The sequence below is a fragment of the Nonomuraea aridisoli genome (assembly GCF_003236395.1).
GTDB lineage: Bacteria > Actinomycetota > Actinomycetes > Streptosporangiales > Streptosporangiaceae > Nonomuraea > Nonomuraea aridisoli.
Window position 1 is genome coordinate 22,181 of record NZ_POUD01000017.1, and the last position, 19,908, is coordinate 42,088.

General features: G+C 71.3%; 20 protein-coding genes. 10 read left to right on the top strand and 10 right to left on the bottom strand.

The features are described 5' to 3' along the window. The first annotated feature begins 1 nt into the window (after position 1). Entirely contained in the window at positions 2 to 1,207 is a 1,206-nt protein-coding gene (gene kynU / locus C1J01_RS06760) for a kynureninase (protein WP_111177164.1), read from the top strand. Here kynU and C1J01_RS06765 read toward each other — a convergent pair. After that, the gene (locus C1J01_RS06765; protein WP_111177166.1) at positions 1,200 to 1,574 is read right to left on the bottom strand and encodes an MmcQ/YjbR family DNA-binding protein; all 375 of its coding nucleotides are present in this window, start codon (positions 1,572 to 1,574) and stop codon (positions 1,200 to 1,202) included. The genes kynU and C1J01_RS06765 overlap by 8 nt on opposite strands. A 10-nt stretch (positions 1,575 to 1,584) precedes the next feature. Continuing rightward, positions 1,585 to 2,622 carry a DUF2293 domain-containing protein gene (locus C1J01_RS06770; RefSeq protein ID WP_111177168.1) on the bottom strand — a complete coding sequence of 346 codons (1,038 nt, stop codon included), beginning with the start codon at positions 2,620 to 2,622 and terminating at the stop codon, positions 1,585 to 1,587. 154 nt (positions 2,623 to 2,776) lie between these two features. On the opposite strand from C1J01_RS06770, the gene C1J01_RS06775 reads away from it, so the two are divergent. Continuing rightward, positions 2,777 to 3,580, top strand: a complete 804-nt coding sequence (locus C1J01_RS06775; protein WP_111177170.1) for an FKBP-type peptidyl-prolyl cis-trans isomerase — start codon at positions 2,777 to 2,779, stop codon at positions 3,578 to 3,580. A gap of 5 nt (positions 3,581 to 3,585) precedes the next feature. Here C1J01_RS06775 and C1J01_RS06780 read toward each other — a convergent pair whose 3' ends face one another. Both C1J01_RS06780 and mads6 read right to left on the bottom strand, forming a co-directional pair. Next, positions 3,586 to 4,101, bottom strand: a complete 516-nt coding sequence (locus C1J01_RS06780) for a GNAT family N-acetyltransferase (RefSeq protein ID WP_111177172.1) — start codon at positions 4,099 to 4,101, stop codon at positions 3,586 to 3,588. Continuing rightward, on the bottom strand, positions 4,098 to 5,444 hold the full coding sequence (mads6, locus tag C1J01_RS06785; protein WP_111177174.1) for a methylation-associated defense system protein kinase MAD6: 1,347 nt from the start codon (positions 5,442 to 5,444) through the stop codon (positions 4,098 to 4,100). Before mads6 ends, C1J01_RS06780 begins: the two co-directional genes overlap by 4 nt. A 61-nt stretch (positions 5,445 to 5,505) precedes the next feature. On the opposite strand from mads6, the gene C1J01_RS06790 reads away from it, so the two are divergent. Together C1J01_RS06790 and C1J01_RS06795 are read left to right on the top strand one after the other, a co-directional pair. Next, on the top strand, positions 5,506 to 6,123 hold the full coding sequence (locus tag C1J01_RS06790; protein ID WP_111177176.1) for a DJ-1/PfpI family protein: 618 nt from the start codon (positions 5,506 to 5,508) through the stop codon (positions 6,121 to 6,123). Next, complete coding sequence (locus C1J01_RS06795; protein WP_111177178.1) at positions 6,120 to 6,566, top strand: MarR family winged helix-turn-helix transcriptional regulator; 447 nt, start codon at positions 6,120 to 6,122, stop codon at positions 6,564 to 6,566. Before C1J01_RS06790 ends, C1J01_RS06795 begins: the two co-directional genes overlap by 4 nt. A gap of 172 nt (positions 6,567 to 6,738) precedes the next feature. On the opposite strand, the gene C1J01_RS06800 is transcribed toward C1J01_RS06795, so the two are convergent. Then, a complete protein-coding gene (locus tag C1J01_RS06800) occupies positions 6,739 to 7,236 on the bottom strand; it encodes a hypothetical protein (RefSeq protein WP_146615483.1) in 498 nt (165 codons plus the stop codon). Positions 7,237 to 7,503: 267 nt separating this feature from the next. Here C1J01_RS06800 and C1J01_RS06805 point away from each other — a divergent pair, with 267 nt between their 5' ends. After that, positions 7,504 to 7,905, top strand: coding sequence for a hypothetical protein (locus tag C1J01_RS06805; protein ID WP_146615484.1), 402 nt, complete (start codon positions 7,504 to 7,506; stop codon positions 7,903 to 7,905). A gap of 224 nt (positions 7,906 to 8,129) precedes the next feature. On the opposite strand, the gene C1J01_RS06810 is transcribed toward C1J01_RS06805, so the two are convergent. Then, entirely contained in the window at positions 8,130 to 8,696 is a 567-nt protein-coding gene (locus tag C1J01_RS06810) for a C40 family peptidase (protein WP_181448605.1), read from the bottom strand. Positions 8,697 to 9,527: 831 nt separating this feature from the next. On the opposite strand from C1J01_RS06810, the gene C1J01_RS06815 reads away from it, so the two are divergent. Beyond that, positions 9,528 to 9,857, top strand: a complete 330-nt coding sequence (locus C1J01_RS06815) for an STAS domain-containing protein (protein ID WP_111177186.1) — start codon at positions 9,528 to 9,530, stop codon at positions 9,855 to 9,857. Here the strand turns inward: C1J01_RS06815 and C1J01_RS06820 are convergent. The 4 genes from C1J01_RS06820 to C1J01_RS06835 are packed head-to-tail and all read right to left on the bottom strand — an operon-like array spanning position 9,836 to position 15,899. Further along, positions 9,836 to 12,007 carry a terpene synthase family protein gene (locus tag C1J01_RS06820; protein WP_111177188.1) on the bottom strand — a complete coding sequence of 724 codons (2,172 nt, stop codon included), beginning with the start codon at positions 12,005 to 12,007 and terminating at the stop codon, positions 9,836 to 9,838. The genes C1J01_RS06815 and C1J01_RS06820 overlap by 22 nt on opposite strands. A gap of 2 nt (positions 12,008 to 12,009) precedes the next feature. Continuing rightward, complete coding sequence (locus C1J01_RS06825) at positions 12,010 to 13,392, bottom strand: family 2B encapsulin nanocompartment shell protein (RefSeq protein ID WP_111177190.1); 1,383 nt, start codon at positions 13,390 to 13,392, stop codon at positions 12,010 to 12,012. Between the two features lie 3 nt (positions 13,393 to 13,395). Then, positions 13,396 to 14,805, bottom strand: a complete 1,410-nt coding sequence (locus C1J01_RS06830; RefSeq protein WP_111177192.1) for a family 2B encapsulin nanocompartment shell protein — start codon at positions 14,803 to 14,805, stop codon at positions 13,396 to 13,398. A 44-nt stretch (positions 14,806 to 14,849) separates the two neighbouring features. Beyond that, positions 14,850 to 15,899 (bottom strand): polyprenyl synthetase family protein, encoded by a 1,050-nt coding sequence (locus C1J01_RS06835; RefSeq protein ID WP_111177194.1) that lies wholly within the window; start codon positions 15,897 to 15,899, stop codon positions 14,850 to 14,852. 179 nt (positions 15,900 to 16,078) lie between these two features. On the opposite strand from C1J01_RS06835, the gene C1J01_RS06840 reads away from it, so the two are divergent. The 4 genes from C1J01_RS06840 (at position 16,079) to folP (ending at position 19,908) form a co-directional block, all read left to right on the top strand. After that, positions 16,079 to 17,260, top strand: a complete 1,182-nt coding sequence (locus C1J01_RS06840) for a zinc-dependent alcohol dehydrogenase (protein ID WP_111177196.1) — start codon at positions 16,079 to 16,081, stop codon at positions 17,258 to 17,260. A gap of 52 nt (positions 17,261 to 17,312) precedes the next feature. Further along, the gene (locus tag C1J01_RS06845) at positions 17,313 to 18,362 is read left to right on the top strand and encodes an NAD-dependent epimerase/dehydratase family protein (protein ID WP_111177198.1); all 1,050 of its coding nucleotides are present in this window, start codon (positions 17,313 to 17,315) and stop codon (positions 18,360 to 18,362) included. A 104-nt stretch (positions 18,363 to 18,466) separates the two neighbouring features. Continuing rightward, entirely contained in the window at positions 18,467 to 18,931 is a 465-nt protein-coding gene (locus C1J01_RS06850; protein ID WP_111177200.1) for an ATP-binding protein, read from the top strand. Positions 18,932 to 19,008: 77 nt separating this feature from the next. After that, positions 19,009 to 19,908, top strand: a complete 900-nt coding sequence (gene folP / locus C1J01_RS06855; RefSeq protein ID WP_220039769.1) for a dihydropteroate synthase — start codon at positions 19,009 to 19,011, stop codon at positions 19,906 to 19,908.

Consider the following 19,908-nt stretch of genomic DNA (forward strand, 5'->3'; position numbering starts at 1 on the left):
AGTGACCCAGGTGCCTGATCGCGACCATTGCCTCGCTCTCGACGCCGCCGATCCGCTGCGGGCCTTCAGGGACGAGTTCGTGCTCCCCGAAGGGGTCGTCTACCTCGTCGGCAACTCGCTGGGCGCGCTGCCGCGCCGTACCGCCGAGCGGGTGCGGCGGACGGTCGAGGACGAATGGGGCAAGGAGCTCGTCGGCGGCTGGAACACCTCCGGCTGGTACGACCAGCCGCTGCGGGTCGGCGACCGGATCGCCCCGCTGATCGGCGTGGGCCCCGGCCAGGTCGTCGCGGGCAACACGACCTCCATCGCGATCTTCCAGGCGCTCGCGGCGGCGCTGCGGCTGCGGCCCGGCCGCCGCGTGATCGTCTCCGACGCGCACAACTTCCCGACCGACCACTACATCGTCCAGGGGCTGGCCGGGCTGCTCGGCGACCACGAGGTGCGCGACCTCGCCGAGCGCCGCTTCGACGACGCGGCCGTGGTGCTGCTGTCGGAGGTCGACTACCGTACGGGCGCCCGCCAGGACGTGCCCGCGGTCACCGCCGAGGCGCACGCGGCCGGGGCGCTCATCATCTGGGACCTGTGCCACAGCGCCGGCGTCATGGAGGTGGACGTCTCCGAGGCCGACTTCGCGGTGGGCTGCACCTACAAGTACCTGAACGCCGGGCCCGGCGCGCCCGCGTTCCTCTACGTGAACCCGCGCCACCACGCCACCGCCGAGAACGTGTTGTCCGGCTGGTTCGCCCACGCCGAGCCGTTCGCGTTCGAGGAGGACTTCCGCCCGGCCGAGGGGATCAGGCGGTTCGCGGTGAGCACGCCGCACGTGGTGTCGTTCGCGGCCCTGGAGGCGGCGCTCGACATCTGGGACCGGGTGCCGATGGCGCAGGTGCGGGCCAAGAGCATGGCCCTGACCTCGCTCTTCGTCGAGCTGGTCGGCGACGCGCTGGAGCTCGCCTCGCCCGCCGACCCGCAGGCCCGCGGCAGCCAGGTGAGCTTCCGCCACCCCGAGGGCTACCCGGTGATGCGGGCGCTGATCGACCGCGGGGTGCACGGCGACTTCCGGGCCCCCGACATCCTCAGGTTCGGCTTCGCGCCGCTCTACACCTCCTACACCGACGCCTACGACGCAGCCGCCACGCTGCTGGAGGTGCTCGGCAAGGAGCTCTGGCGCGACGAGAGGTACGCCCGCCGGCTCTCCGTCACCTGAGCTCGTCGAGCAGCTTGACCGCGCGCTTGGGCGCGACCGCGCGGTAGCTCTCCTCGACCCAGTCGAGCAGCACCTCGACCGGCGGCAGCTCGCTCTGGAACGGCACGGTCACCCAGCCCGCCCTGCCCAGGCCGTAGCCGCTGGGGGCCGCGCCCTCGACGCTCAGCGCGTGGCCGTGCGCCGCCGAGCGCAGCTTCACGCCGAACGTCGGCCGCCACTTGTCGGTCGGCTCGTCCACGCCGAGGAAGAGGAAGATCTTCTTGCCCACCTTGATCACCGTGTCGCCCCACGGGTGATCCTCGCGGGCCTCGGGCAGCCCGAGCGCGAACGCGCGGAGCTCTTCGCGGACCTCGTGCCAGTCGCTCATGCACTCGACACTAACCACGGAACTCGGTGAGCTTGCGGTCGATGGCCTGCCTGATCCGCTCGCGCGCCTCCATCCGGGGCACGCCCGCCATCAGCAGGCGGTCGTAGTCGGTGTCGAGGTGGCGGATCGAGGCGATGACGGCGAGCGTGATGGCGTTCTCGTCGAGCGCCTTGGCCGCCGCCGTGCGGCCCACCCGGCCGCTGCCGCGCTGGGCGGCGTGCCCGGCGATCTCCCGCGCCCGTTCCTGCGGGCACCCCGGGAACAGCCTGGCGATCTCGGCCGCCATCCGCGCCTGGAAGTCGACGTCCTGCAGCTCCCTGCGCTCGCGGTCGCGCTCGCGGCGGCGCAGCCGCACCTCCTCGTCGGCCAGGCAGCGCTCCTCGGCCGCGGCCAGCGCCGCCTCCTCCACCAGCACGCCGACGCGCTGGTAGACCTTGCGCCGCCGGTTGTAGCGCACGACCACCGCCGAAAGGCCGCTCTCCTGCTTGGCCCGGCGGCTCAGCGCCGCGTTGCCGGACGGCAGGAACACCAGGTGGTCCATGTCGGCGCAGGTCAGGCAGTGGGGCCTGTCGTCCTCCATGATCAGGTACGGGCCGGTGTCGCCGCACGACGCGCACGTCCAGGCCTCCAGCGGGGCCACCGCCACCAGGTCGGGCGCCTTGCTCTGCGCCTCGGTGAGCCGGCGCACCCGGGCCTCGCCGAGGTCGGGGGAGAGCCAGTGCACCCGGAACGGCTCCTGCTCCGGCCCCGAGGTGAAGCGCAGCTCGCGCCGGTCGCGGGTGCCGGCCACGTACGGCGTCTCCACCGGCTTGAGGCCCTTGGCCCGCGCCCAGTCGCGCAGCAGCGCGGCCGTGGTGAGCAGGCGCTCCTCGTCGACCGCTGCCAGCTCGGCCAGCGTGCCCACCCGGCCCTGCCGCCAGGTGTCGACGTGGCGGGAGTGCAGCCAGCGCAGCCCCGTCACCACGTCGATGAACGTCACGTATTTCCGGGTGGTCAGCGCGATCTGGGCCGCCTCGGCGACCCGGCGCGCCAGGTTCGGCTTGCTCACCGGGCCTCCTCGGCCGGGCCTGTGAGCGTGGCGCTGTGTCCGTCGGTTGTCACGGCCCTAGTTTCCCGCGCCTTTGCGCATGAGGCGGCTTTCCTTGCACGACTTGCGGCAAGTACCCCTTCGGCCTCGCTGAACCACGGGCCTGGAGGAAATCGTGCGTCTGTTCTGGCCCGCCCTTCTCATCCTCGCCACCTCGTGCGGCGTGGCGGAGGGCGGCACGCAACCCGTCGTCACCGGCGAGTTCGGCAGCAAGCCGAAGGTCACCATCCCCAAGGGCAAGCCCGGCCGCACGCCGCGGATCACCGTGCTGTCCATGGGCACCGGACGGCGTACGGTCGCGGGCGACGTGGTGCTCGCGGACGTCGACATCCGCCGCTGGACCGGCAACCAGCCGTACATGAGCACCTACGACGGCAACCAGCCGGCCACCGTGGTGTTCGACGGCCGGCAGGTGTCCGAGACCTGGCGGCAGTCGCTCATCGGCCGGCCGGCGGGCAGCCGCGTCATGCTGGTCGGCCCGGCCGCCGAGGCCCTCGGCCCCGACGTGCCGCTGACCGGGCTCGCGCCCGCCGACACGCTCGTGCTCGTCTTCGACATCCTCGGCGGCTACCCGCCGGACGCCCGCCTCGTCGGCCGCACCCTGCCGGTCGTGCCGGCCGACCTCGCGCCGGGCGAGCCGGCGCGCACGCTCATCGACGGGTCGGGCCGCACGGTCGAGGCGGGGTCGAAGGTGGTCGTCCAGTACGTGGCCGCGTCGTGGCCCGACCGGACCGTCGTGGACTCCTCGTACCGGAGGGGAGGGCCCAGCGCGTTCACGCTCAAGGAGGGCGCCGTGCCCGCGGCCTGGCTCGGCGCCCTCACGGGGCGGCGGGTGGGCAGCCGCGTGGCCGTGCCGTCGATGGGCGAACCGCCGCTGGTGTACGTCATCGACGTGCTCGACACCATCGGCCACGCCTAGCTCGGTCAGTCGGACGAAGGGGCGAGGTCGGAGCGGATCATGCTGTAGAGCACGCCGTCACGCCACTCCCCGGCCCGGAAGCCGGCGCCGCGCAGGACGCCCTCGCGGGTGAACCCGGCCTTCTCCAGCGCCCGCTGCTCGGCCAGGTTGGTGATCTCCGTGGTGGCCTCGACGCGGTTGGCCGTGGAGTGGTCGAAGAGGTAGCGGGCGAGCAGCAGTTGCGCCTCCGTGCCGTGACCCTTGCCGCGCCGCTCCGGGGTAACGATCAGCCCCATCTCCCAGTAGTGGCCGGCCCGGTTGGCGACCCGCTTGCGGAACGACACGAAGCCCACCGGGTCGTCGCCGTCCGCGATGATCAACATGCTGTGGTCGTCGCCCAGCAGCCCGTCCTCGGCCCACCGCTTGCGCATCGCGTGCGGGTTCTGGAAGCCGTACCACTCGAACCCGCCTTCGGGGTCGCTCGTGAGGCGGTGGAGGAGGGAAAGGTCGTTTTCGCTGACAGGTCGCAGGCGAATGGTCATGATCCGGACACTATGCGACGGACGAGCCGCCTGAGCCGTGACTCCTGGAGCGGGGTGTGCTGCAGGGCCGCGAGCGCCTCGGCCGCGCCTGGGCGCTTGCCGGGGGAGTGGTCGAGCATCCGGCGCACGACCTCGGGAACGTCGGGGCCGTGGGCGTCGGCGCTCGTCGGCAGGTGGCCGGTGAGCAGCTGGTAGGCGATGACGCCGGCCGCGTAGACGTCGGAGGCGGTGCTCATCTGGTCGGCCCGCTCCTGGCACTCGGGCGCGACGTAGTGGGCGTCGAGCACGTTGCCGAGCTCGTGGACCAGGGTGAAGTTGCGCGGCCCCGGCTTGGCGTAGTCGAAACCGGTCAGCACCGCGTGGCCGTCGTCGGTGACCAGCACGGCCGCCGGGGTGAGCGCCCGGTGGATCACGCCGTTGGCGTGGGCGTGGGCGAGCCCGCTCAGCAGGTCCTGGATCACGCCGAGCCGGGCGCCCTGGCCCAGCGACAGATGGAGGGCCTGGCCGTGCACGTCGTCGAGCACCAGCACGAACCGGCTCTCGTCGTCGATCGCGAAGAAGTCGCGCGAGCGCACCACGCACGGGTGGGGCGGGATACGGGCCAGCGTCTGGTACGCGTTGGCGATGCGCTGCCGCTCGGCCGCCCGCGCCTCGTTGTCGGCCAGCGGGTCGGCCTGGTAGACCCGCAGCAGCACGGTCTCGCTGCCCGGCAGCGTGACGTTGAACGCGCGGTATTCGGTGACCTTGGCGTCGCCGCCGAGCTGCTCCTCGACCTCCCAGTTGCCGAACCGGGGCGGCGCCTCGCTGCGGCGCACGGTCTGGTTGAGCGCGTCGAGGATCGCCGTCAGGTACGGCCGCACGTCGGGGCTGCAGCCGCGCCTGACCCGCGAGACGTCGCTCATCGTGGCGATCAGGTGGGGCAGGTCGGTGACGTTGACCGCGTCGCGCCCGGCCGGGTCGACCAGCTCGGCGTCGGGCGAGGTGAGCACGACCAGGCTGTCGACGTAGACGCGTTCGAGCTGCGTGGCCCTGGAGACGAGCAGGCCCTTGAGCGCCTTCGCCGTGCCGCGCAGCTTCGTCACGGGGGAGCCGAACGCCTCCCTGCGCGGCGGGAACCAGCGCGCGCCCGACACCTCGATGCGGCCGCGGGTGCCCTTGACGTCGACCACCACGAGCGAGTGGCCGGTGAGGACGATCAGGTCGACCTCGAACACGTCGTGGCCGCGCGGGATCTCGATGTTGTGCAGCAGCAGCCAGTCGGCGGGGGCGTGGTCGCGCAGATAGGCGATCACACGCCGCTCCGCGTCGTTGACCGGACGTCCTCCGCCGACGATCTGTGCCATGCCGTCTATCCTCGCACGGGATCCTATTGACAGCATGTTGTCGTAATGACAAGATACTGTCATGAAGCGAATCGTTCACCACGCCGTCTACGACACGCTCGCCGACTGGGAGACCGGGCACGCGACCGCACACCTGCGCAGTGGGCGTTACCACCGCGAGCCCGGCGGCTACGAGATCGTCACCGTGGGCCTGACCGCAGACCCGGTCGTCACCATGGGCGGCGTGCGCATCGCCCCCGACCTGACGCTCGACCGCCTCTCGCCGGCCGACAGCGCACTGCTCATCCTTCCCGGCGCCGACCTGTGGGACACCGGTGACACGCTGGCCCCGTTCGCGCGCAAGGCCGGGGAGTTCCTGGCGGCGGGGGTGCCGGTCGCGGCCATCTGCGGCGCCACCGCGGGGCTGGCCCGCGAGGGGCTGCTCGACGACCGCGACCACACCAGCGCGGTGGTGCACTACCTGATGGCCCAGGACGGGTACGCCGGCGCCGAACGCTACGTCGACGCCGACGCGGTGCTCGGGGGCGATCTCATCACCGCCGGGCCGACGGAGCCGGTGGCCTTCGCCAGGGAGATCCTCCGGCGGCTCGACGTCTGCCGGCCCGAGGTGCTCGACGCCTGGTTCCGGCTGTTCGCCAGGAGCGACGCGACGGCCTTCGAGGTGCTGGCGGCGGCATGAGCGAGAGCGCCGAGTTGTTGTCGGGGCTGGCGCTCGGGGCGTTCCGGCTCAACGGCCAGTTCCTGCACGTGGCGGAGGGGCTGGCCCGGCCGGCGGGGATGACGGCGGCGTGGTGGCAGGTCCTCGGGGCCGTCCTGCGTGAGCCGCTGCCGGTCGCGGGGATCGCGCGGGCCATGGGGATGACCCGGCAGGGTGTTCAGCGGATCGCCGACCTGCTGGTGGAGCGGGGGCTGGCCGAATATCGGCCCAACCCGGCCCACCGCCGGGCCAAGCTGCTGCAGCCGACGGAGGCCGGCCGCGCGGCCGTCGCCGAGATCGTCCCCGCCCACCAGGCCTTCGCCGACCGCCTGGTGGCCGAGCTGGGCGTCGAGACCGCGCGCGGCTGCCTCCAGTCGCTCCAGCACCTGTCCGCAGCCCTCGACCGCCTCACCGACCAACCCTGACGTCGCCCCTCCCACCGAGCAACCGCGACGACCGTCATCGGTCCTCGCCCCTTCCACTGGACGGCCGCGAGGCCGTCCTGACCCTCGGCTCCTCCGCTGGACGGCTGCGAGGCCCTCCTACCCTCGGCTCTCCCAGCGAGCGGCCGTGCGGGCCGTCATCGGTACTCGGCCCTCACTGGGCGGCCGTGACGGCTGGTGTGAGGGTGCGGCGGAGTTTGTGGCGGGGTTTGAAGATCGACAGGGCTGTGGCCGTCACCAGGAGGAGGGCCTGGGTGGCGGGTACGGCGGCCTGGCTCCACTGGCGGGCGTCGTCGGCGGCCTGTCCGCCCGCGGTCGCCGCGGCCATCCCCTCGGGGTCGAACAGGAACATGCCCAGACAGACCACCGCCACCAGCAGCACGAGCTTCGCCGCCACCCACAGATGCCGGAACACCCCCCACCGGCTGGTCAGGCCCAGCAGGACGCCGGTGGCCAGCGCGACGAGGCTGAGCGGTATCCCGCCCGCGAACACGAGCGCCGGCATCAGCCCGTAGGCGGCGTGCGCCAGGCCCGCGTCCTCGGTCAGCGCCGCCGCAGTGTTCAGCACGGTCAGCGCCCACACCTCGCCGAGCAGTGCGACGGACGAGATGACGTGGATGACCACGATCGTCTTGCGGACGCGTGGCCGCATCGTGCTCACCTCCTTCAAGGAATCCACGCCCATCGTCACGGCCCCGCCCGCCGCGGGCATCGCCCAGAAGTGGGCTTCCCGGCTACGCCGACCGGCGTACGCGACCCCCAAGTTTCGGGCGATCGTTTCCTAAACAGCGGTGAACAATCCCCGCGCGATTCTCTCGGACGGCCAAACCAATCCGGCCGAGGTATTTCCGAGCGACGATTCTCCTCGCGTTCCGCCGAAGGGCGATAAAACCTCGTACCAAGAATGCGAGGTGTCGCCTTGACCCCGAAGATGGCTATCTGGGTTGCGGTTTTCGCTGCCTGCCGCAATGGTTATGGGCGGCACCTCGCAGCCCTGCAAAAACGACTATGGCGCTGGATTTCCGCGCCGTTCCATGGAGGGAAACCAAACATGATTCGTCGCATTCTGGCCGGTGCCGCAATCGCGGCCGCGGCCCTCGGCTTCTCCGCGTCCGGAGCGCTCGCCGACGGCCCCAACGCGTACAACTCGGGGCAGAACATCCTGAGCCAGTTCAGCGCCCTCAATGACGTGTCGGTGCTGAACAAGGTCCTGAACGACTCGATCAAGTACGTCGACCTCATCTCGATCCTGGACATCCAGGACGTCAACGCCAACGTCCTGAGCAGCCTCCAGGACGTGAAGGCCAGCGACCGGAGCTGACGACCCGGCACGCGGAGCGGGCAGGAGGTCGATCGGCGGTTCCCGTGGGCTCCCCGCGGATCGCCCGGCCAAGGTCGCCCTCCTGAGCGCCCGCGCAAGGAACGGGAAAACTGTCGTGGAAAGTCGCGAAGCCACGGCACGGGCTTGGTGCGCACCGAGTTCTCAACGCCGCGCGGTCCCGGTCGATCACTGCAGGACGACCGGGGCCGCGCGGCTCCGTCCGGTCAGCCGCGTTCGCCGTCGACGGCTTTCTCGCCGGGCCGGACCACGCCCATGAAGGTCCGCCGCTCCAGCGGATCCACCCGCACGAACTGCCCGGTGTAGGGCGCGTGCACCATCCGGGTGGCGTCCAGCGCGATCCCCACGTGCTCGGGCCCAGGGCTCTTCGCGTCGTTGTCGTAGAAGACGAGATCCCCCGGCTCGACCTGCTCCTTCGGGACGCGGTTCCCGGCGCGCCACTGCTCCTGCGTGGTCGTGCCGATCATCACCCCCGCCCGCGCCCACGCGTACTCGGCCAGGCCCGAGCAGTCGAAGCCCCACGTCCTGGCCCCCTTGCCGATCCCGTAGCCGGGGCCGCGCACACCGCCGCCGCCCCACGAGTACGGAACCCCGATCATCTCGATCGCCGCCCGCGCCGCGACGACCCCGGCCGGCCACTGCGCGGCGAGTGCCTCGGACGCCCGGCAGGTCGCCGTCGCGCAGTCGTGCGCGCCCGCCGCCACGACGGAAGGCGAAGTGAACAGCATCGTCTGCGCCAGCGCAATGGGCAGCAGCGGCCTCAGTGCATTCATGACATATTCAGCGCTCCTGTGATCGTCCGTGTTGTTTGTACGTGGCAAGGTCGTCATTCCGTCACTTCTATGGGGATAAAACGGCCTTTGGCCGAGCGAGATGCACATATGGCCATAAGCTGAAAAATTGCTGTTCGGCCGATTCCGGACAAAACGCCACCGGTCTGGATATTTCGAGACCGGTGGCTTTTTGCGGGGTCAGGGAAACGGCGGCTCACTTCCAGGCTTCGGTGTCACGGCCGGATCGTGGACACGCCGATATTGCCCACGATTGTTTCCGGGAAATGTCGGTGACTCCGTGCGGAGGGGTCCTCGACCATGCGCGTCCCACGCGGTTTCCCGGTGAAGAAGGAGCGAGAAGGCGGTAATTCCCCGGGCTTCCCGCAGGGGGCGGGCTCCCGACGCGGGTGCGCTCCCGGCGGGGGAGAGACGGGCGAGAGTGCCTTGGCGGCGACGTCCTCGCAGGCTCCGCGCTGCCCTGAGCGGAGTGCGCGTCACGACCCCGGCGGGCGCCGGACCTGACTCCGTCTCAGGTCAACGCCCCTGTCCGGCCGGACGGGCACACCGTGGGGTCCTAAGGTAGATCGCGGATCCGAACGGGCCCCCGCCCGTCATGCCCTCAGCAGGGGTGAGTACGGCCCGCCTGTTCGGAAAGCGCTTGGCTCCATACTTTCCCCGTGATTCGGTCATTTCACGATGAAAAATACATAGTGCCACATAACTCGTGTAGCCTGGATTCGGGTTAATCGCCGGAATTGTTCGGTGGTCATCCCCTGCCGCCGGCAGTACGGCCAGACAACCCCCAGAGCGCGTGTTGGGGGGTGCGGGAACGTGGACATCCAGGAGCGGCTGCTCTACCAGGACGAGCAGTTGAGGGTCACGGTAGCCATGACACCGGGCGTGCCGGCCGTCACGCTGTTCGGCCAGATCGACGCCAGCAACAGCTCCGCGCTGGCCTGTGCGCTGGCAGCCTGCCGCACAGGCCCCCACATCATCGTCGACATCGGCAGGCTGACCTTCGTCGACGTCTCCGGCCTGCGGGTGCTGGCGATGCCCACGCTGCCGCCGTCGCAGCGGTGGATCCGCCTGCACAACGTCACGCCCTACCAGGAGCGGCTCCTCCGCATCATGGGGTGGTCCTACCAGCCCACGGCGCCGTAGAGACGAGCGGCCGACGTGCCGAGTCCGGTCGGCCCACCGAGCAGGAACGGGCGCGGCGGGTTGTGGCGGCGCAGCGTCGCCTCGTCGTAGCGGAAGCAGCCGCGGTGCCAGTTGAGGATGGCGACCAGCCAGGCGCGCAGCTCGGCCACGAACCCGTCGAGGTCGCGCCGCGCCTCCGCGTCGAGGCCGAAGTCGTCGCACACGATCGGCAGCTCGTGCTCGACGATGTGCTCGAACTGCCGCACCCGCGCGGCCATCAGGTCGCCCACGATCTCCAGCGCCGCCGGATAGTCGCAGTCGAAGAAGTTCTGCACCACCAGGACGCAGTTGTGCACCTCACCCTCGAACTCGATCTCCTTCTGGTAGGAGAAGATGTCGTTGAGCAGCGTCCCGGCGTCCATCATCGCGTTCTCCAGCGCCACCATCGGGCCGCTGGCGTAGACCTCGTCGGGGATGCCCTTGGAGTGGCGCAGCCGGCACAGGCTCATCGTCATGTGGGAGCCGAAGGTCAGCCGGCGCATCTCCAGATAGTCCACCGGGTCGGGGATGTGGTGGGCGATCTCGTTCGCCAGCTCCCAGAGCCAGCCGGCGCACATCTCCTCGACCGCCGCGCGCAGCTTGCGCCGGTCGGCCGGCGGCATCGGCCCGGCGGTGCGCGCCCACACGTCGGCCAGCCCGCGTTCGAGCGCGTTCGCCGGCGGTGGCGCGGGCGTGCCGTCGAGCGGCATGCAGGCGCCGAACCGGTCCACCGTCACCTTGGCCGCCGCGAGGTTGCGCGTCCGGCCGAACACCACGGGGAAGTAGTCGTCGCCGTACGTGCCCCACGCCAGCCAGAACGAGGCCAGGTCGAGCTCTTCGGGGGAGGCGTCGGGGTGCAGGCCCGCCGCGCAGAGCGGCAGGTCGTAGTCGACGAGCTTGCGCTCGTCCCACACCGCCGCGCCGCCCTGGGGTTCGAGCATGCCCATCCGGGCGCACCAGGCCACGGTCTCGCGCCGCGACCGGTCGAGGTGGGGCGACAACCTCAGCTCGTACGGCACGTACAACTCGGGGATCCGCGACGGCCCCACCCGCTGGTACGGCACGTGCGTGAAGGCGCGCACCCGCTTGGCGCCCACCAGGTCGGTCAGCGCCGACATGCCGAGCGGCCGGTCCCTGCGCGCGCCCTGGTTCATGTAGCGGCTGGAGCGCATGTGCCACTCGTGGCCGCCCGACTGCCAGTCCTGCAGCCCCTTGACGTAGGCCAGCACCCCGGCCGCGCTGATCGGGTCGATCGCGTGCTCCACGAACAGCGGCCCGAGCTCGGTGAACACGGTGTGCTCGAACTGCTGCAGCCGCGAGGTGAGCAGGTCGTTGACGGCGTTCGCCGCCTCCTGCGTGCCGCAGCCGAGGAACTTCTCCAGCACCAGCACGCCGTTGCTCAGCTCGCCCTCGTCGCCGACCTCCCGCTGGTAGGAGAACAGGTCGTTGCGCAGGTGGACGGCGTCGGAGAAGGAGTCGCGCAGCACCCGCATCGGGCGGGTACCGGCGATGCGGGCCGGCACCTCGGCGCCCACCGCGTGCTCGACCAGCCCGGCCGACCAGGGCGCGCCGCCGACCTTGCGGCGCATCTCGATGTACTCGACCGGGTTGGCCACCCGGCCTTTGTTGATGTTGGCCAGCTCCCACAACGACTCGTTGAGCAGGTTGCGGGTGCTCTCGGCGAAGCGCGCCCGCCAGTCGTGCGACATGCCGGGCACCGTACGCGGCCACAGGTCGGCCAGGCCCGCCTCCACCGGGTTGGCCGGCTCGGGCATGCTCACGTCGTCGCCCATCGGCATGAACGCGGCCAGCCGGTTGAGGTACTCCTTGCTGCCCGCGAGGTCGCCGGTGCGCTTGAAGACCTCGAGGAAGTGGTCGTCGAAGAAGAAGACCCACACGTACCAGTCGGTGATCAGGCAGAGCTCGGCGGCCTCGCAGTCGGGGTGGGTGTAGGCGCACAGCAGCGCGTAGTCGTGGGCGTCGAGGTCGGTCTGCTCCCAGATCCCCGACCCCTCCAGCATGCCCATGGCGCGCGCCCACCGTCTGGACTGCGCGCGCGCCTCTTCGAGATGCCGGTTGAGCCGGGCGGGGTACGGCACGTAGAAGTCGGGCAGGTCGAACGGCTGGGACAAGGTCACTCCTTGACGTGTGAGTTCAGCTCGACGCCCTCCAGCACCCCGAGCGCGTCCGGCACCAGCACCGCGGCCGAGTAGTAGGCGCTGACCAGGTACGACGCGATGGCTCTCGCGTCGATGCCGGTGAACGTCACGCTCACCCCCGGCTCGACCTGACCGGGCACCTCGGCCGGGCGCAGGCCGACGACGCCCTGGTCGTCCTCGCCGGTGCGCAGCACCAGGATCGAGCTGGTACCGGCCCGGCTGACGGGGATCTTGTCGCAGGGCAGGACGGGCACGCCGCGCCACGCGGTCAGCCGGGAGCCGCTCAGCTCGACGCTGTCGGGGCAGAGGCCCCGGGCGTTGCACTCGCGGTGGAAGGCGGCGATGGCGCGCGGGTGCGCCAGGAAGAAGCGCGACTTCTTCCTGCGGCAGAGCAGCTCGTCGAGGTCGTCGGGGGTGGGCGGACCGGTACGGGTCTGGATGCGCTGGCGCGCGTCGGCCTGGTGCAGCAGGCCGAAGTCGCGGTTGTTGACCAGCTCCCGCTCCTGCGACTCGCGGATCGCCTCGATGGTCATCCTGAGCTGCTGCTCCTTCTGGTCCATCGGGTCGTTGTAGAGGTCGGTGACCCGGGTGTGCAGGCGCAGCACGGTCTGCGACACGCTCATCGCGTAGGAGCGGGGGCCCGGGTCGTAGTCGGCGAACGTGGTGGGCAGCACCGGCTCGCCCCGGTGGCCGGCCGCCGTGACGATCGCCGCCTCGCCCCACTTGTTGCGCGGCCGGGCGAGCCGGGCGCGGTGACGGTCGAGCGCCTCGCGCAGGGCCGGCGCCCGTTCGGCCAGCGCGTACAGCTCGGTCCACGGGAGGGCCAGCACCGTGCACGGGGTGCCGGCCTCCAGCGTGTGCTCCCACACCGCGCCCTCGGCGGGCGGGTCGGCGCCGGCGTGGTCGCCCCCGGCCAGCGAGCCGAGGACGACGCGGTCACCGTACGCGCCGGTCCCGAGCCTGACCGCCTTGCCGTGCGCGACGATCAGCAGCTCGCCGGCCGGCTGTCCGGCCCGCACGATCGTCTCGCCGCGGTCGTACTCCCGCTGCTCGAAGCGGCCCGCGAGGGTGTCGAGCACCGGGTCGTCCGCCAGGCCGTGCAACGGGGGCAGCTCGGCCAGGCTCGGCGGGACGGCCAGGACGCGCGCGCCGACGTTGGCGAAGCTCACCCGCCCGGAGCCGACGGGGTACGTCAGCCGACGGTTCACCCGGTAGACCCCTGCCTCGACGTCCACCCACGGCAGCACCCGCAGCAGCCAGCGCGGGGTGACCTCCAGCGTCTGCGGGACGGTCTTGGTCGTCGTGGCGAGCGGGCGCGCCGCGGCGGTGTCGAGGCTCAGGCGTTCGGCCTGCGTCATCGGCTAGTCGTTCCTGCCGAGTTCGACGTCCTCCAGGACACCGAGGGCGTCGGGCACCAGGACGGCGGCCGAGTAGTAGACGCTGACCAGGTAGGAGATGATCGCCTTCTCGTTGATGTTCATGAAGCGCACCGACAGGCTCGGCTGGTACTCGTCGGGGATGCCGGTCTGGTGCAGCCCGACGACGCCCTGGTTCTCCTGGCCGGTGCGCATCAGCAGGAACGACGTCGTGCGCGTGCCGGACACCGGGATCTTGTTGCACGGGAAGATCGGCACGCCGCGCCAGGCCGGCACCCGGTGCCCGCCGATCTCGGCGGCCTGCGGGTAGAGGCCGCGCTTGCTGCACTCGCGGCCGAAGGCGGCGATGGCCTGCGGGTGGGCCAGGAAGAACGCCGGCTCCTTCCACACCAGCGCCAGCAGGTCGTCGAGGTCGTCGGGGGTGGGCGGGCCGGAACGGGTGCGGATGCGCTGGCTGAAGTCGGCGTTGTGCAGCAGGCCGAACTCCCGGTTGTTGATCAGCTCGTGCTCCTGGCGCTCGCGCAGGGCTTCGATCGTCAGGCGCAACTGCTGCTCGAGCTGGTTCATCGGCTGGTTGTACAGGTCGGAGACCCGGCTGTGCACCCGCAGGACGGTCTGGGCCACGCTCAGCTCGTACTCGCGGGGGCTCTGCTCGTAGTCGACGAACGTGCCGGGCAGCACGGCCTCGCCGACGTGGCCGGCGGACAGGTCGATGGCGGCCTCGCCGTGGTCGTTCGTGGCGCGCGAGCCGTCGGCGCGCCGCGTGTCGACGTGCTCGCGCAGGGCGGGGGACTGCGCCGCGATCTGGTCGAAGTCGCTCCGGGAGAGGGTCAGCACGGTGGTGGCCGTCTTGGCGCGCGCGGTGAAGGCGTACTCGCCGCCGTCGGTCAGGGCCTGCTCGCCGAGGTGGTCGCCGTCGGCCAGCACGCCGAGGTCCTGCTCGTCGCCGTACGCGCCGCGCCCGATCTTGGCCACGCGGCCGTGGACGATCAGCACGAGCCGGTCGGCGGGGGCGCCCTCGGAGACGATCCGCTCGCCCGCCTCGAGCTCCTGCTGGGTGAAACGGCCGGCGAGCGCCTCGAGCACCTCCATGTCGTCGAAGCCGCGCAACAGGGGCAGCTCGGTGAGCTCGGCCGGGATGACCCGCGCCTCCGACCCCGTCGCGGTGAAGGTGATCCGGCCGTCACCCAGCGTGTACGTGAGTCTGCGGTTGACCCGGAACACGCCGCCCGAACACTGCACCCACGGCAGCAGCCGCAACAGCCAGCGGGAGGTGATCTCCTGCATCTGCGGCGGGGTCTTGGTCGTGGTCGACAGTTGCCTCGCGGCGTCGGTGCTCAGACTGAGCTGCCCGTCCCCGTTTCCGGGCATGGTCGAGTGCGTCGTTTCGGTCATGATGCTCCGCCAATCTCAGAGTGCGGCCAGTGGGGGATGAAAGATCACTTGGTGCGGTGGGCGAGCCGCTCGGCCATCGACGCCAGCTCGGCGGCCGCCTCGGGCGTGATGCGCGCCTCGCCGAGGGCCGACGTGGCCTCGCGCACGCGCTCGCCGATCAGCGCCTCGACCCTGGCCAGCGCGCCGGTCTCGACGAGGATCTGGCGCAGCTCGGCGGCGCGGTCGTCGGTCAGGTCGGGGTTGCCGTGCCAGGTCTTCAGGTGGGCGAGCTGGGCGGGGGTGGCGTGCTGGACGGCGTGGGCGAACATCACCGTCTGCTTGCCCTCACGCAGGTCGTCGAGGGCGGACTTGCCCGTCTCGTGAGAGGCGCCGAACGTGCCGAGCACGTCGTCGCGCAGCTGGAACGCCTCTCCGAGCGGCACGCCGAAGCGGGAGTAGGCGTCGAGCAGGTCGAGGTCGGCGCCGGCCAGGGCGCCGCCGATCTGCAGCGGCCGTTCGACGGTGTATTTCGCGCTCTTGTAGCGGATCACCGTCAGCGCCTCGGACTCGGTCGCCCCGGCTCGCAGCTGGGCGAGGACGTCGAGGTACTGGCCGCTGATGACCTCCGTGCGCATGGCGTCGAACAGGTGGTGGGCGGCGCGCAGCCGCACCGCGTCGATGCCGCACGACGACAGCAGGGCGTCGGCCCAGGCGAGGCTGAGCGTGCCGAGCAGGATGCCGCCGGCCCGGCCGAACGCCTCGGCGCCGGGTCCGCGGTGCAGCAGGGCGAGGTTGCGGTGCACCGTGAACCGGCCGCGGCGCAGGTCGCTGTCGTCCATGATGTCGTCGTGGATGAGCAGGCCCGCGTGGCACAGCTCCAGGGCCGCCGCGGCGCTGATGATCTCGTCGCAGTCGTCGCCGCCTGCGCCGCGCCAGCCCCAGTAGCACAACTGCGGCCTGATCCGTTTTCCGCCGCCGAGGATGAACTCGGTCAGCAGCGTGTACGCCTCCTCGACGCCGGGATCGGAGACGGGAGCCCGTGAGGACTCCAGAAAGCCGCTGAGGCGTTCGTCGATGCGTGACCCCAAGGTCTGCTGGGTGAGGCTCACCGGCATGCGGACGGCTCCTTCGGTACGTCAATGGCTACACACAGTTACTCATCGATCACCGGAAGTGTAAAGAGTCTTCCGCCACTTTGCTTTTCGATGGCCACAGCCGTACCAAGGAGGTGCCTGTTTGAGGCTCTATGCAGGGGTATGCGGCATTTGTGCCCCCGGCAGTGAAGGAGACGAGCATGAAAGCAGTCACCTGGCACGGCAAGCGCGACGTACGGGTGGAGGACGTCCCCGACCCGGTCATCAAGGAACCCAACGACGCGATCATCAGGGTCACCAGCAGCGGTATCTGCGGCTCCGACCTGCACCTGTACGAGGTGCTCGGGCCGTTCATGGCCGAAGGCGACATCCTCGGGCACGAGCCCATGGGCATCGTCGAGGAGGTCGGGTCCGGCATCAGCACCATCAAGCCAGGCGACCGCGTCGTCATCCCGTTCAACATCGCCTGCGGTCACTGTCACATGTGCGGGATGGAGCTCTACGCGCAGTGCGAGACCACCCAGGTGCGCGAGCACGGCATGGGCGCGGCGCTGTTCGGCTACACCAAGCTCTACGGCCACGTGCCCGGCGGGCAGGCCGAGTACCTGCGGGTGCCCGAGGCCCAGTTCGGCCCGATCAAGGTCCCGGAGGGGCCGCCGGACGAGCGCTTCGTCTACCTGTCCGACGTGCTGCCGACGTCCTGGCAGGCCGTCGAGTACGCCCACATCCCCGAGGGCGGCAGCGTGGCCGTCTTCGGCCTCGGCCCCATCGGCCAGATGAGCGCCCGCATCGCCCGCCACCTCGGCCACCGCGTCATCGGCGTGGACGGCGTCACCGCCCGCCTGGAGATGGCCCGCCGCCACGGCATCGAGGTCGTCGACGCCAGCGAGGTGTCCGACGTGCCCGGCGAGATCCGGCAGCGCACGGACGGTCGCGGCACCGACTCGGTCATCGACGCCGTCGGCATGGAGGCGCACGGCTCGCCCGCCGCCAAGCTCGCCCAGACGATCACCGGGCTGCTGCCCGACGTGGTCGCCGCGCCGCTCATGTCGAACGCCGGCGTGGACCGGCTCGCGGCGCTCAACCAGGCCATCGACTCCGTCCGCCGCGGCGGCGTCATCTCCATCACCGGCGTCTACGGCGGCATGACCGACCCGATGCCGATGTTGCGCATGTTCGACAAGGGCATCACCCTGCGCATGGGCCAGGCGAACGTCAGGAAGTGGATCAGCGCCCTCATGCCGCTGCTGACCGACGACACCGACCCGCTCGGCGTGATGGACTTCACCACCCACCGGATGCCGCTGCGGCAGGCGCCCGAGGCGTACGAGATGTTCCAGAAGAAGGCGGACGGCGCGATCAAGATCCTGCTGACGCCGTGACGGGGCAGTTCACGCGCGTTTCACGGGCCCCGCCCCGGGCAGCGGAGCACGCATGAGAGTCGTTGTGGTGGGAGCCACGGGGAACGTCGGCACCGCCGTCGTGCGCGCACTCGCCGCGGACGACGGCGTGACCTCGATCGTGGGCGTCGCCCGGCGGTTGCCCGGCTGGCGGGTCGATCGCACCGACTGGCGGCAGGCCGACGTGGCCACCGCCGACCTGACGCGCATCTTCGACGGCGCCGACGCGGTGGTGCACCTGGCGTGGTTGTTCCAGCCGACCAGGAGCCCCGCGGTCACGTGGCGGGCGAACGTGCTGGGCAGCATGCGGGTCTTCCGCGCGGTCGCCGAGGCCGGGGTGCCGTCCCTGGTGCACGCCTCGTCCGTGGGGGCGTACTCGCCGGCGCCCAAGGACCAGCCGGTGGACGAGAGCTGGCCCACGCACGGCTGGCCCGGCGCCGCGTACGGCAGGGAGAAGGCGTACGTCGAGCGGGTGCTCGACGTCTTCGAGCACGACCACCCGAACGTCCGCGTGGTGCGGATGCGCCCCGGGTTCATCTTCCAGCGGGCGGCGGCCACCGAGCAGCGGCGGTTGTTCGGCGGCCCGTTCGTGCCGGGGCGGATGGTCAGGACGGGACGCGTCCCGTTCATCCCCGACATCCCCGGGCTGCGGATGCAGGTGCTGCACGCCGACGACGCCGCGCAGGCGTACCGGCTGGCGGTCACCGGGCGGGCGCGGGGCGCGTTCAACCTGGCGGCGGAGCCGGTGATCGGCCCGAACGAGCTCGCCGGGCTGCTCGGGGCCCGCACGGTGCGGGTGCCGGAGCGCATGGCGAGGGCGGCCATGGCCGCGGGCTGGCACCTGCGGCTGCTGCCCGCCGCGCCGGGGCTGCTGGAGCTCGTCCTGCGCATGCCGATCATGAAGACCGACCGGGCCAGGGAGGTGCTGGGGTGGACGCCGCGGCACTCGTCCCTGCAGGCCCTGCGCGAACTGTTCGACGGACTGCACGACGGCGCGGGCATGGAGACCGCCCCGCTGGCGCCCGACAAGGGGCCGGTGGGCCGGGTCCGCGAGCTCGCGACGGGGATCGGCCGGCGGCCGTGACGTCATGATCCCGCGCAGCCCGTTCCCCGCAGGCGAGGGAGAGGGCTGCGCGGGGCGTTCCGCGTCGTCCGGGATGAGTCGTCCGCGATGACACGAGGAGACGCATGCGAACGCTGATGGCCGAACCCTTCACCGAGCGGGACGTGACCCGGCTGCGCCGCGCGGTGGCGGAGAAGGCCGAGCAGGCGGGACTGCACGGCTCACGCCGGGACGACTTCGTGCTGGCCGTCCACGAGAGCGTCGTCAACGTCGTCGAGCACGCCGGCGGCCGCGGGTTCCTCAAACTGTGGACGGTGAACGGCGTCGTCTGCTCCGAGACGACCGACCACGGCACCGGCATCCCCGAGGCGTACGTACGGGGGGACCGCCTGCCCTCCGAACGCGCCGACTACGGAAGGGGCATCTTCCTGATCCGCCACCTGTGCGACGAGGCCGACTTCCGCACCGGCCCCGACGGCACGACGGTCCGGCTGACCATGCGGTTACCGCGCCGGAGGGTCCGCGGGGGCATGCGAGGGATCCGGGTGCAGGCGCCCGGATCCCGGCTCCTCGGCCGCTTCACCCACTGATCCCGTCCCCCTGACCTGGCCCGTCTGACCTGGCAGGCCGCCAGGTAGTCTCGAGGGGACGGAAAGGGATCACTACGTTGAGCGGCGAGAAGCTTTCCCCCGGGATCATCTCTCCCGTCCGGCGCATCGGTCGGCGGGAGTTCGACTTCGAGCGCCAGGTGGCGATCATGGCCATCGTCAACCGCACCCCCAACTCCTTCCACGACCAGGGCCGCACCTTCGCGCTCGACCACGCGGTGTCGGCGGCCGTCCAGGCCGTGGATCAGGGGGCCGACTGGGTCGACATCGGCGGGTTCGCCTTCAGCGCCGCGCAGGATCCGATCGAGGCCGCCGAGGAGATCGACCGGGTCGTGCCGGTCATCACCCGGGTCAGGGCCGCCACCGACGCCGTGATCTCGGTCGACACCCACCGGCCCGAGGTGGCCAGGGCGGCCGTCGAGGCCGGGGCCGACGTCATCAACGACACCAACGGCCTGCGCGAGCCGGGCATGGCCGAGGTCGCCGCCGAGACGGGCGCCACGGTGGTGGTCACGCACAGCCTCGGCGGCCCCGGCCGCCGCGTCTTCCGGCCGAGCTACGCCGACGTCGTCGCCGAGGTGGCCGCGTTTCTGCGGGAGCGGGTCGCGTACGCGCTGAAGGCCGGCATCGGGCCCGACAAGATCATCATCGACCCCGGGCACGACCTGAACAAGAACACCTTCCACTCCCTCGAACTGACGCGCCGGCTCGAGGAGATCACCTCGATCGGATACCCGACGCTGGTGGCGCTGTCCAACAAGGACTTCATCGGCGAGACCCTCGACCGGCCCCAGGGCCGGCGGACTGAGGGCACGATCGCCGCCAACGTGGTCTCCATCCTCAAGGGCGCCCGCATCCTGCGCGTGCACGACGTGGCCGCGACGGTCGCGTCCGTCCGCATGACCGAGGCCGTGCTCGGGTGGCGCGGCCCGCTGGCGCCCAGTCACAACCTGGCCTGA